This is a genomic window from Sedimentibacter saalensis (assembly GCF_007830175.1).
In the GTDB taxonomy this organism is placed as follows: Bacteria; Bacillota; Clostridia; order Tissierellales; family Sedimentibacteraceae; genus Sedimentibacter; species Sedimentibacter saalensis.
Map to the genome: position 1 here is coordinate 417,366 of NZ_VLKH01000003.1, position 13,289 is coordinate 430,654.

A 13,289-nucleotide genomic window follows, 5' to 3' on the forward strand; every position below is an offset into this window, starting at 1 on the left:
ATCAACAAAGCGGGCGGACACAAGGTCCGCCTCTAGAATTTATTTAATAAGAACTTTTCTGTTTTTTATAGAAAACTTGCAAAGATTGGCGCCAGAACTACCGTCAACAGTCCTGATATGGCAATTGACAAACTGCTCATGGCTCCCTGAATTTCTCCCAGTTCCAGAGCCCTTGAAGTACCGATGGCATGTGAAGAAGTTCCAAAAGATAATCCCACTGCTATTGGGTCTGTTATTTTAAACAACCTGCACAATCCTTCACCCATAACATTTCCCAGTATGCCAGTCATAACAATTGCTGCCACAGTTATTGTCTTGATTCCGCCCAGCTCTGTGGATACTGCAATACCAATTGCTGTTGTTATTGATTTCGGCAGAATGGTAACATATTGTTCATGGTTTAGCTTGAACAGGAACGACATGACCAGGATGGTGAAAAGACTTGTAAAAACTCCTGCTAAAATTCCTGCCATGATTGCCTTGAAGTTTTTGTTCAGCAGTTCAAGCTGCTGATATAAAGGTATTGCAAGACAAACCGTTGCAGGAGTCAGGAAATAACTCACGTACTTTCCCCCGTTGTTGAAGCTCTCATAATCGATGTCGAATATCAATAGCACGGCAATTACAATTACTATGGACACAAGAAGCGGATTTAATATGGCCCACTTCAATTTTTTCTTAATCCATATGCCGGCAATGTATGATAAAAGGCAGAGAGCTACACCAAAATATACTGAATTTCCTATTACCTCTTTCATTGTTTCGTCCCCCCGTTCCTTTGCAGCATAAACTGTGTTGTCCTTCCTGTTGCTGCTATTACAAGCACTGTGGACAAAACAACAATAATTGTTATAGGCACTATAATGTTTATAACATCTTTCCAGACAGTGATAAGTCCAACTGCAGCAGGAATGAACATTATAGGCATGGTTTCAAGGAGAAAGCCTCCTGCTCCCTTAACCTGGTCAAGCTTTATTATTTTTGTTTTTAGACATACTAGCATTATAACAAGCCCATAAATGCTTGCCGGTACGGGCAGCGGTATAAATTTATATAAAACTTCACCTATAAAAGTAATTATGAATATTATGACTATCTGATAGATGTATTTCATCTTTACCTCTTAATATTTGATTTCATTATAGTTGACAGACCTTGTGCGGATTCAAAATATTTTTGGGGTCAAATGCTTTTTTGATTCCCAGCATGAGCTCCACATGGGCTGGGTCAAGAGATTTCATAAGGTATGACTTCTTGGCGTATCCTATTCCATGCTCTCCTGAAACCTGTCCTTCAAGTTCCCTTGCCTTGTTGTATATTTTGTCCATGGCCAGTGTCATTTTCTCTTCCCATTCTTCTTCGCTTAAATCATCCTTCAGCACATATGCATGAAGATTTCCGTCGCCGGCATGACCAAAGCTTTTTATGCGGATATTCACTTCCTTGTAAAGGTTGTGGATATATTCAACCATTTCATTAACCGAGCTTCTTGGAACTACAACGTCCACTTCGTCCATGTATGTTGTTGAACCCTTGATTGCTTCAAGGAATGCTCCCCTTGCTTTCCAAATGGATTCTTCTCTTTCAGTTGTGTCTGATATGAGAATATCTATGGCTCCCTGCTCCTGACAGATTTTTGCAACACTGTCATATGCTCTTTCAATTTCTTCTGTTGAGTTTCCGTCAAACTTCAACAGCAGGTATGCATCAGAACTGTTGTCCGGAAATTTTTTCCCAAGATATTGTTCAGCATCTATTATTACTTCTCTTTGCATGAATTCAATTGCTGTTGGTATTGATTTTGACTTTACTATCAATGGAACTGTTCCTATTGCCTGCTCCAATGTTGGGAAAGGAATCAACAGGCTTATTGCCTTCTTGGGAAGGGGAATCAGCTTTAAAATCGCCTTGGTGATTATACCAAGAGTGCCTTCAGAACCAACCATCAAATCTTTCATGGCATATCCTGTGCTGTTTTTTACAACTTTGCCGCCAAATTCAACAATTCTGCCATCAGGAAGAACAACTTCAAGACCTCTTACATAATCTCTTGTGACACCGTATTTTACGGCTCTCATTCCGCCTGCATTTGTGCTGATGTTTCCTCCGATGGTTGCTGACTTTTCGCCGGGATCTGGAGGATAGAACAAATCTCTTTCTTCCACATAAGCTGAAATTTCCATCAACAAAACGCCAGGTTCTACTGTGAGAGTAAGATTTTCTTCGTCAAGCTCAAGAAAGTGATTCATCAAACTTGTATCTATCATTATTCCATGCTCTATAGCAACGGAAGCTCCCACAAGTCCTGTTCCTGATCCCCTTGGTGTAACAGGAATGTTGTTTTCATATGCATATTTCATTATTTCTGAAACTTCCTCAGTTGAAGTTACCTTTACAACAACATCAGGATAGCTTGTTGTGTCGCTCAGTTCATCGTGGCTGTACTCTTCGTTTATATTTTCTCCGTAAAGCACTCTGTCTGCATCTTTTACTAAATCTATTATATATTTTAAATCTTCGTTGTCCAGTTTTTTGTAGTCCATTTTATGCCTCCCTGCCTGCTTTTATTTGTTCTATTAAGTTAGGAATAATTTCATACAAATCTCCTACCAGTCCGTAATGGGCAGTCTTGAAAATAGGTGCATGTTCATCTTTGTTTATTGCAATTATCTGTTCTGAATTGTTCATGCCTGCAACAAACTGAATTGCTCCCGATACTCCACAGGTTATTATGAGCTTTGGTCTTACTGTTCTTCCGCTGAGTCCCACCTGGCGTTTTGCTTCAACCCATCCTGCTTCAGACATAGGTCTTGTGCATGCCATCTGTCCTCCCAATAAATCAGCAAGTTCTTTTATCATTGCCAGGTCTTCTTCTTTTTTTATTCCTCTTCCTGCAACAACCAACACATCAGCTGCTTCAATGAACTGTTCCTTTTCCTTTGGTATTATGTCTATTACTTCAACCTTGCAGTTTAATTTTTCTGATTCAATGCTGCACTTAACTATTTCTCCTGCTTCCTCTTGATTTCTTTTAGGTGCATCCATTACCTTGTATCTAACAGTAGCCATCTGAGGTCTGTTGTTAGGGGTGAGTATCTGTGCCATGATGTTTCCGCCAAAGGCTGGACGAATCTGCACCAAATCTGTATTTTCATTGATTTCAAGTTTCGTACAGTCAGCAGTAAGACCTGTTTTCAGTCTTGCAGCAAGTCTTGGAGCCAGCTGTCTTCCAACTGGTGTTGCTCCAACCAGTATGGCAGTTGGCATGATGCTTTTTACAAAATCTTCAAACACTGCTGTGTATGGTTCAATTTTAAATCTGTCAAGTTTTTCATCATCATATACGAACACTTTGTCAACACCGTAATGAAGAATTTCATGACATTGCTTTGAAATGCCGCTGCCCACCATTACTGCATAAACAGGATGATTTATTTTTTCTGCAAGCTCCTTTGCTTTTCCTATGAGCTCATAAGTAACAGGATGAATGTTTCCGTCAATGTGGTCAACATACACTGCAATTCCCTTCCACAGACTCTTGTTTATTTCTTCCTTTGTTTCTTCCACATATTCTATTGCTCCTGCAGGTCCCTTCTTAACACAAAGCTTGCACATTTTGCACGCAGCGTTTATCTGAAGTTCACCGTTTATTTCTTCAAGAGCTCCAAAGGGACATATGCTTATGAGTTCCTGCATGTTGCCGACTTTTGACTGATTAACAACTAATTTTGCCATGATTGCCTCCTATGCGAATTTCATTTCTTTCAATTTATTTAACAGCTGAGTTGTAAGCTCTGAGTTTGATCCTGCCCACATTTCCCTGTGAGCGTTCACAGAAGGAGGAAATATGCGCTGAACCTGCGTTGGAGAACCATTGAGTCCATAGTGTTTTTCATCCTTGTCTTCCATGTCATCAAGGCTCATGACTGTAATTTGTTTGTCCTTTGTGTTAATTTTTCTTGTGTAGGAAGGAAGTCTCGGCATAAAAATATCCTTGTCAACAGCCAGGAGGCATGGATATTCAACCTTGGCAATTTCTATGTCATCTGTCATATCCATTTCTACTGAAATGGAATTTTCTTCTATGTCTATAATTTTGCACACATTTGAAACACTTGGTATGTTCAGCCATTCAGAAACTTCAGGTCCAACCTGGGCAGTATCTCCGTCAGTAGTCTGCTTTCCGCAGAGAATGAGTTCGAAGTCTCCTGTTTTCTTTATTCCCTGAGCAAGTGTGTAGCTTGTTGCAAGAACGTCAGCTCCGCCGAATTTTCTGTCGGAAATGAGCACACCTTCATCTGCTCCCATGGCAAATGCTTCTCTTATTACTCCTGCCGCCTGTGGTGGTCCCATGGTTATAACAGTAATGGTTCCGCCTGTTTTTTCTCTCACTCTCAATGCCGTTTCAATGGCATACAAGTCGTATGGATTCATTTTTGAATCTACGCCGTTTCTTTTCAACACTCCTGTAACAGGATCTACTTCAACTTTGTTTGTTTCAGGAACTTGTTTGATGCAAACCAAAATGTTCATATGTTTACCTTTTCCCTTTCTGAATACATTAACTATAATTTCGTTTTCACTACTGGTAGTACCACTTCTGATAAAAATAAAAATGCCTGCGCATTTTCAACTGGTAGTACCACTTACTTTATTAAGTATATATGCAAATGTTATCATTGTCAACAATAGTCACTTTTTTAACATTGATATTTTAAAAATTCTTTTTTGCTTTCTATTTATATGTTTTTTGTCATTCTATCCAACTCTTCGTCAATAAGGTCAAAGTGTTTGTTTATTGCAGAAAAAGCAAGAGCTTTGTCCTTGATTATAAGGCTCTTCACCATTTTGTCATGTGCATCGTGAAGGTAATCTTTACTGGCTTCAGAGTTTAATATTTCCTTCCTCAGGTCAGCTATGAACTTATCCATCACTTCTGAAAGAGCTCTTAGTATATTTATTATCAAAGTATTTCTGGAAGCTGCTGCAATGTTGTAGTGAAGCTGCTTATCTAGAATTACATTATATTCTTCTGTTTGATTTTCAAGCTGGGAAATTATATTTTCAAACTGTTCAATTTCTTTATCTGTTACATTGTCAATGGCAATCATCAGCGCCTCAAGTTCCAGTGCACGCCTCAGCTGGCTTATTTGCTGGTAAGTTATCTGATTAAGCATAAACATCATGGACATGGATTCCACAAGATTGTTTTCAAAATTGCCTGTAAGATAATTTCCTGCTCCCTGCTGGCTAGAAATAATACCCATGAAATCAAGCATCCTGATGGCTTCCCTGACAGAGTTCCTGCTTACACCCAGAATATCAGACAATTCTCGTTCTGATGGAAGTTTTCCTCCTGTTATTAAATCTCCGTTTACAATTTGTTTTTTAATATAATCTATAACTTTTGTATAGGATTTTTTCTGCAATGCTTTTTCTTCCATAAAACCACCTGACAATATATTTTAGTTTATATCATTATAGCATATTATCTGGAAATAGTAAGTATTTTGTTATACAGCATACATTGCTGACGAAAACTTGTTGATAACCGTTTTCATAATTATGATATGTCGTATTTAAATTTTTCCCTTTTGTTTTTTCCTATTACATGCTATAATCATGCCCAGTGATAAAATTAAATATTTCGGATGAAGATAGTGGGAGAGAGATCATATGATCCGCCGAAGGAGTTACACTTTCAGGCAAAAGGACCATTATCGGACGAAACTCTGGAGAGCCTCAAATGAGCACCGAAGGAGCAAGCCGGTTACACGGTCAATCTCTCAGGTAAAAGGACAGAGCTATGCTGTAATTTTTTGAGGCCGGGTCTTTTTTTGATCTGGCTTTTTGTCTTTTAAGAGGCTTCCTTAAACGCACTATAAAATTTAGGGAGGTACAAAATGCAAAACGTAACATTATTTTTAGAAAAGGCCGATTCCTTTATATGGGGACCGCCACTGCTGATGCTGCTGGTGGGAACAGGAATCTACCTTACATTCAAACTCGGACTCATTCAGGTTTTCAAGCTTCCCCTGGCATTGAAACTGGTTTTTTCCAAAGACACTGATAGCAATGCACAAGGTGATGTTTCAAGCTTCGGTGCACTTTGCACAGCATTAGCGGCTACAATCGGAACAGGAAACATTGTAGGTGTTGCCACCGCCATCAAGGCAGGAGGACCTGGAGCCTTGTTCTGGATGTGGGTTGCAGCTTTCTTCGGCATGGCTACCAAGTACGGCGAATGCCTTCTTTCCGTAAAGTACAGGGTTGTTGATGAAAACGGACAAATGTCCGGAGGACCTATGTACTATATTGAAAGAGGACTTGGGAACAAAGTCCTTGCAAAAATGTTTGCTGCCTTCGGCGTAGGAGTTGCCTTCTTTGGCATAGGAACATTTCCACAAATTAATGCAATTACAGATGCCGTAAAAATTACTTTCAACATTCCAGTACTTGCGACTTCCATAGTGATAACCGCAATAGTTGCACTTGTAACATTGGGAGGAATCAAAAGCATTGCTAAAATTTCAGAAATCATTGTTCCTTTTATGGCTGTTTTTTATGTGCTGGGAGCATTGTTCATAATGATATCAAACATTCAGCTTATTCCACAGACATTTTTGTTGGTAATTAAAAGCGCATTTACTCCAACTGCTGCAACCGGCGGATTTTTAGGAGCAAGCGTCATGTATGCCATGCGAAACGGCGTTGCCAGAGGTGTTTTCTCAAATGAATCAGGCCTTGGAAGTGCACCAATTGCAACTGCTGCTGCCAAAACTAATTCATGCGTAAAACAAGGACTTATTTCAATGACAGGCACATTTTTTGATACAATAATTATATGCACCATGACGGGTTTGATGCTTATTATGACAGGTGTATGGAACGGAAGTCTCCAAGGTGCAAGCATGACAAATGAAGCCTTCAACCAGGGGCTGCCTGTAATCGGACCATATATTGTTACTGTAGGATTGATATTCTTTTCCTTTACAACAATTCTCGGCTGGAACTACTATGGTGAGAGATGTACGGAATATCTGTTTGGAGTTAAGGCAATCAAATTATACAGATTGATTTTCATTGTACTTGTAGGGGCAGGATCATTCCTCAAGCTTGATGTGATATGGATTCTTGCAGACATTGTAAACGGACTCATGGCAATACCAAACCTCATAGCTCTCATTGGACTCAGGGGAGTTATTGAATCTGAAACAAGACTGTATTTTGAGGGACTGAAAAGCGAATCAAAAATATCATGGAAAAGCAAGACTGTAAATGAAGAAAATTAAATTAAAGGACGGCACAAGCCGTCCTTAGACTATTGACAAACCCTGACGCTGTCATCCTGAACGATAGTGAAGGATCTCATCCTTGGTGAAAAACATGAGATTCTTCGAGCAAGCTCTCAGAATGACAACGTCCAAATATAAAATTTGTCATCAAACTAAAGGACGGCGTATGCCGTCCTTTTAATATTTATTAACAAATTTATTTTTCAATTACTGCAGTGGAAAAATCACCATCAAGAGTATAAGTTATTTTATATCCGAGTTTTTCAAAGTCTCTCACTTTAACCATAGTTCTTGAATCAACAATCACACCTGTCATATCAATCTTTTCATTACCTCTTATAACATATGCTTTTCTTGCATCATTATCCCAATATACTTCTTCTCCAAATGTTTCGCCTATGTATCTCAAAGGAAGGTAAACTCTGTTTTCAATGATTGTATATGGCTGTGTATTCCAATCTGTCTTGCCGCTTTCTCTTGTTATATCAACATCAAGATCTTCACCGTCTGCATACCAAACTAGCTGCATTGTCTGAGCCGGATTAATTTTGTTTTCTGTCTTCTCGTATAGGCTTTCAGCATCTTCTATAGTCATAACACTTTCTGTAACAGAAATTTTTTCAACATTTTCAGGTGTTACTAAAGTTTCTGCTGAAAGTTTTCCCATGGATATTCCTTCATACACAATTTCTGCAGATGAATTTTCTTTGTATGAGCTTCCAGTTTTGACAATAGCCTGCTTAAGTTTACTTCCTCTCACAAGCTCTTCAATGGAGTCCAGTTCTTCAGTTTCAAGTATCATAACTGCTTCATCCAGGAAATCATAAAAATCCTGTCTGCTTGCTTCTAATTCAGCTATTAATGTTTCCTTGTCCTCAGCAGTCATTCCTTCAAATTCTGTGTTGTTGTACAGATTTTCAACATACTTTACTGTTTCGTCAAACACATGTTCTCTATGTTCGCTTACATATGTTATGAGTCTTTCCACAAATTCTAAAGCGCCCTGTGAAGTAAGTTCAATGGAGTAACCTCCGTTTATCTTAGTTATGAGTTTTGAATCAAAGCCCTTAAATGCTGTTGTGATATAGTCAATTGCATCATCCTGCATTTCCTTGTAATCTGTTTCATATTCGATGCTGCCCATTTCGTCTAAATCACTAAGCAGTATGTACTCCACATCCTTTAGTCCATTGTTGTAGAAATCATTTATAACTTCCACACTTTCTGTTGCTTCGCCATTTAACATTTCATCAAATGTAATTAACTGCAAAACCAGATTTTTTGAAACATATGCGTTATTGTCAGCAATTATGAAATTGATTGGGTCAGTTGATTTTACTCCATTTAAACTGAATGTTACATCAACATTCATGTAAATTGAGTTTAAGTCTTCTATGTTTGCCTTACCCTTTAAATTAATTGCTGCATTGTAGTCTTCCCCTGCCACACCTTCAGTAACTTCAATGTTTGTTGTATTTTCAAATGAAAACTGAGTCAAAGCCGCCAGTTCTCTCGACAAGCTGAGATAACCCAGTTCGTTTGTGCTGCATCCTGTAAGTACAGAAATTAGCATAACTAATGATAACATCAATGAAATTGTTCTTTTAAACATTTCTCCTCCTTGCAATCAGATTATAGCGAATATCATTTCACCATACCTGTTGCCCCCTCGTATTTTGTATACCTTATTTTACTATAAATATAATTTTTTTACAACTAAAAGGTGAGTACGAGTTCTCTACGCGATTTAAATGTTATAATTTCGATAATCTATGAAGCTATATGCCAGCTATTATTGTAAAATAAGCTTAAATATGTCTATTATTAAGAAATGAATAATGTGCTTTATCGATTCTGGTTTATTTACCTTTAATTTTATTAATTAATCCTTCAGGATTTAATATGTTATACTCATCATTGGTATCGTCTAAATGCACCTTAGTAGCTGTATTATATATGGCAGAATTAAACTCACTAGGTGTAATATTAGGATTGACTTGACTGCATAAAGCATAAAGTCCAGCTGTATATGGTACCACCCAACTCATACCCCCTGAGTAATAAAACACATATTTATCATTACCTGTAGGGCTAGCTACATACCTAGAATCCATAGGTACCAATATATTTCTTTTTATTCTATAATTGTCAAAATCCCTCCAAAAATGCCCTTTTGTATAGGAACTTAAATCATTTGGATCAGCTAAAGGTTTCCGTCCAGTTCCCATTAAACTATTTCCAACAGAAATAGTATATATTCCCTCATTAGATGCTCTATTTATAGCCTCTTTAACTAACTCCAGATTTTTTCTCTCTGGGTTATCTATTCCTAAAGAAATTGAAATTACACGTATCTTTTTATCTACAGGCAATGCTTCATTAATTTCTATTATCCTATCTATAGATTTTGCAATCCAGTATAAATCCCAATCAAATCCATCTTCCATATAAACTCCATGAGTCTCAGCTATATAATATAAATCTGCTTCAGGAGCAACACCTACACTTTTGCCAACTGCAATAGATACCACTGCAGGTCCATGCATTGCAGCAGAATCTGAATTAATATGAATTTCCTCATATAATTTAATACTATCCTTATATTCTACGTGATTTACCAGAATAGATTGATCTATTATGGCAATACCTACTCCCTGTCCAGTAATCCCTTTCTCGTGCAATTTCCTTATTCCTAAACCTGGATCCATTCCATATTCTTTGATTTTTTCAATATCGTACTCTTTAGGCACACTGCTTGGCCACTTCGTGTCATCATCAAAATCTGCAGTCAACAAGTAATCAAGCTCATTAGAAAGATCAATTCTAGTTAAATCTCTGCTCCTTAAATCATGGAAAAATTCAGTTCCTTCTTCCTGTGGTAATTCTTCTAAATTATAATCATACTTCGTAAAATCAACAGATTGAGGTGTTTTCACAATAGCCAGAACTCCTTCAGGTGAAAAAGTTGTAGTATATCCATCCTCGTATTCTATTACCCTATAACCTTCAGAAGTTATATATTCATTGGTTATCTTTTCCAATGTTTCATTTTCAATAATTTTTATATCTTTATCGGTATGTATGTTATCTATTGTAGGAGTTTCTGATGATACATCTTTATGTTCTTTTTCATCATTATCATGGGCTGAACTACAAGCTATTAAAAGCATTAAAGATAAAATTATTACTAATCGTTTCATTGTTTTACCTCCTATCCTCCCATTCCAAACTTCACTTTATAGAGGTTATTGGATCAATTTTATTGTAATATTCATGAGGTATATAACATTCTTTTATGTTTGTTTTTACACTTGAGTTTGACTTTGTTTCTAATTCTTTGTTTCAGAAAAATATTCTCCTTAATATAAGTGTTATAGCTTTGTTGTAATTATTCTCTATTTTCATTTTGTGTTTTCTTTGGTTTGTTATAAGAGGGGCCTAAATACTTAATTCAAAGTGCTTCATAATTTCAGTTCCTGCCTTTTCTTAATCAACCAATTTTGAAATTTCCATATTTTCATATTGCAGATATGTTTTATCATTGATTTTATTTATGCTATATGTTATTTCACATTTTGCAATTGAAGTTGGAACCGGATCTCCTTCTACGTCATACCATAAATTTATCAGATCAAATTCTGTATATAATTTTGATTTATCATCACTTACATTAGCCGTCACATTTTCTGCTCTGTATGGAGTGTTCCAACCAAAATCTAAATTTTTATAATAAATATCAGATTCTTCATCATAATCAAAAACATCTTCAAGAGGTGGGTATTCCTTTTCACCAAAAACTTGAGTCAATACTTCGTTTGATTTATCTAATGGAAATATAAAGCCCTTATTTTCGTCAAAAGGAAAATATCCTTTATACAAATTGTATTCATCATCATTACCAGCAAGTGAAAATAATAAAACTTCATAGGTATATTTTTCTTCTCCTCTATAAACACTGCTTATAATATCCCTTGTCAGTGATATTCCATTTAATAAAAGTTGTTGTTCCTGTGATGTGTTGGCCATTCCGCCCGCAGTAAGTTCATAAACACCTTGAATATCATCATTTTCTATACAATAATAATTAAGCTCATTGTCAAATATATAGAAATGTATGCTTTCACCTTTTGTACGTGCTATTTCTACTTTTTCACCGGTATTAAAATACTTTACATATAAACACACATCATCATTAACTTCTTTATCATATGTATAAAATATTGGGCCAGGAAAAGTGCTGTACGCTGTAAAGCCTCCTGGTATATCTATATAAATATTCTCATATCTGCAGTCAATATCGCAAGCCAAATCCCTGATTGATTTGTATACCAGATTTACTTCAAAAATGTTTCTCAGTCTGTCGTCCTCTTTAGTCAGTATGTAAAGCTTATCATTATTTTCACCCCATACTGTTACCCCAAGCTCTATGTTATAATCATTATTTGAAAAATAGTCAAATACATTGTCTTCAAAGTATTTGTTTCCGCTGCTGTCAAGCACAATAAGATTTCCGCTTTTATTGTACAGGCTTATGTATTTACCAAGCTCACTGAAATTTATATCGTCAAATTTATCTGCAACAATATTTACCTTGTTATTTTGGGTGTATTGAACCAGTTTTTTACTTTCGCCATCATCAACAACAGCATAAACAATATCATTAAATTTAATAAGCTTTGTATTATCGGCTTCATCAATGCTCAATTCAGAAACAAGCGTATCTTTGTAGCCTTCTCTTGTATAAGCGCTGTCTTTTCCAATCATGTCTGATATATCTACTTTTACCCTCTCGCCTGAACTTGCTGTATAGCTGATCGTTTTTTCATCTTCTTTTCTAAGCTCAATTTTTGTCCTTATTGATTTTGCGATTTCAAATTTTTCTGATGTATATAAGTTAATCAGATAATAGTAATGATATTGCTTTTCCAGATGGTCCATCATATAGGAGTATACATCCAGCGCATAGTACGTGTCACCCGTTATTACGTATCCGTTTTCTTTATCAATAAAGCCCTCATAACCTGCTCCGGTAGTGAAGTTTGGCTGTGATAAAATCTTTTTATCTATATCTATTACAAAAATTACATTTGACAGGTCATAGCATGTGAAATATGCCATATTGGAGTTCTTAATCCATCCTGTTTCCATAACCCACATTATTGAAGGAAAAAGAACTTTATTATTATCTAATTTGAAGTCTTCTTTCGAAAATTCGTGTTCTAAATCTATGTATTTATTTAGAATAATTTTATTTTCTTTATTATCAACGACACAAATAGAGAAAAAATTATTTATATAGCAGGTGAAATCTCCATTATCACTGTTTAATATATCCGTATAATAGCATTCATATGAAATTTTCTCTTTCCCTTCATTGTCAGATTCTAATTTTATAATGTATGAATTATATGCTCCATCTATAATTATTTTATCATCATCCTGACTATATACAACATCCTCCATGTTATAAAGGATTCTTTTTAAATCACCATTTTCATATCTCCATACTTCATAAACATCTCCGTTGATTTTTTCTTCTATGTTATTTAGCGATCTATCAGTATAATTTGTAACAGCAGTATACTCACCGTCACCTGCTTGAATATAATCATTATGTAACATTAAATCGTGTATTTTCACCTTTATATAATATGTATTTTCAATACTAAAAAGCTCTGAAGCCTCAACATCATCAAGCCCGGTTAAAACCTTAACCTCATCTCGGACCTTACTTAATGCTTCTTCAGAGATATTATCACTTTGGCTTAGTGCATCAATTTCATCATACAAATTACTATCGTCTTTGTTGCATGAACATAATAAAAAAATCAAAAGTAAACTAATCATACTCAATTTAAGAAAACATTTATTTTTTATTACTCTTCTAATTCTAAAATGTTTGTCATTTATATTATTCATTATCCCAACATCTCCTCCTAGCAAAATTATAATTAAAGTTCTAAAATATACAATTTTAAAACCCATAAATGGTAT

10 protein-coding genes and 2 riboswitches are annotated in these 13,289 nt (G+C 35.9%); of the genes, 1 reads left to right on the forward strand and 9 read right to left on the reverse strand.

All coding sequences use genetic code 11. The annotated features are described in order from the left end of the window. Positions 1–65: 65 nt before the first annotated feature. The 6 genes from LY60_RS07300 to LY60_RS07325 form a co-directional block, all read right to left on the reverse strand. Positions 66–758, reverse strand: coding sequence for an LrgB family protein (locus tag LY60_RS07300; protein WP_145081975.1), 693 nt, complete (start codon positions 756–758; stop codon positions 66–68). Further along, on the reverse strand, positions 755–1,114 hold the full coding sequence (locus tag LY60_RS07305) for a CidA/LrgA family protein (protein ID WP_145081977.1): 360 nt from the start codon (positions 1,112–1,114) through the stop codon (positions 755–757). The genes LY60_RS07300 and LY60_RS07305 overlap by 4 nt, the downstream gene beginning before the upstream one ends. Before the next feature lie 25 nt (positions 1,115–1,139). Beyond that, the gene (locus tag LY60_RS07310; protein WP_145081979.1) at positions 1,140–2,543 is read right to left on the reverse strand and encodes an FAD-binding oxidoreductase; all 1,404 of its coding nucleotides are present in this window, start codon (positions 2,541–2,543) and stop codon (positions 1,140–1,142) included. A gap of 1 nt (position 2,544) precedes the next feature. Further along, the gene (locus LY60_RS07315; protein ID WP_145081981.1) at positions 2,545–3,735 is read right to left on the reverse strand and encodes an electron transfer flavoprotein subunit alpha; all 1,191 of its coding nucleotides are present in this window, start codon (positions 3,733–3,735) and stop codon (positions 2,545–2,547) included. Positions 3,736–3,744: 9 nt separating this feature from the next. Then, positions 3,745–4,533: an electron transfer flavoprotein subunit beta/FixA family protein gene (locus LY60_RS07320; RefSeq protein WP_145081983.1), complete on the reverse strand. Its 789-nt coding sequence runs from the start codon at positions 4,531–4,533 to the stop codon at positions 3,745–3,747. 206 nt (positions 4,534–4,739) lie between these two features. After that, on the reverse strand, positions 4,740–5,444 hold the full coding sequence (locus LY60_RS07325) for a FadR/GntR family transcriptional regulator (RefSeq protein WP_145081985.1): 705 nt from the start codon (positions 5,442–5,444) through the stop codon (positions 4,740–4,742). Between the two features lie 207 nt (positions 5,445–5,651). After that, positions 5,652–5,727, forward strand: a riboswitch (glycine riboswitch). A 1-nt stretch (position 5,728) separates the two neighbouring features. Next, positions 5,729–5,806, forward strand: a riboswitch (glycine riboswitch). Positions 5,807–5,903: 97 nt separating this feature from the next. Here LY60_RS07325 and LY60_RS07330 point away from each other — a divergent pair. Further along, on the forward strand, positions 5,904–7,292 hold the full coding sequence (locus LY60_RS07330; RefSeq protein WP_145081987.1) for an alanine/glycine:cation symporter family protein: 1,389 nt from the start codon (positions 5,904–5,906) through the stop codon (positions 7,290–7,292). A 199-nt stretch (positions 7,293–7,491) separates the two neighbouring features. On the opposite strand, the gene LY60_RS18170 is transcribed toward LY60_RS07330, so the two are convergent. From LY60_RS18170 to LY60_RS07345, 3 genes are all read right to left on the reverse strand, one after another. Next, positions 7,492–8,907 carry a stalk domain-containing protein gene (locus LY60_RS18170; protein WP_246145392.1) on the reverse strand — a complete coding sequence of 472 codons (1,416 nt, stop codon included), beginning with the start codon at positions 8,905–8,907 and terminating at the stop codon, positions 7,492–7,494. 247 nt (positions 8,908–9,154) lie between these two features. Beyond that, complete coding sequence (locus LY60_RS07340; protein WP_145081989.1) at positions 9,155–10,495, reverse strand: S8 family peptidase; 1,341 nt, start codon at positions 10,493–10,495, stop codon at positions 9,155–9,157. A gap of 286 nt (positions 10,496–10,781) precedes the next feature. Continuing rightward, positions 10,782–13,142, reverse strand: a complete 2,361-nt coding sequence (locus LY60_RS07345; RefSeq protein WP_145081991.1) for a hypothetical protein — start codon at positions 13,140–13,142, stop codon at positions 10,782–10,784. Positions 13,143–13,289: the final 147 nt, after the last annotated feature.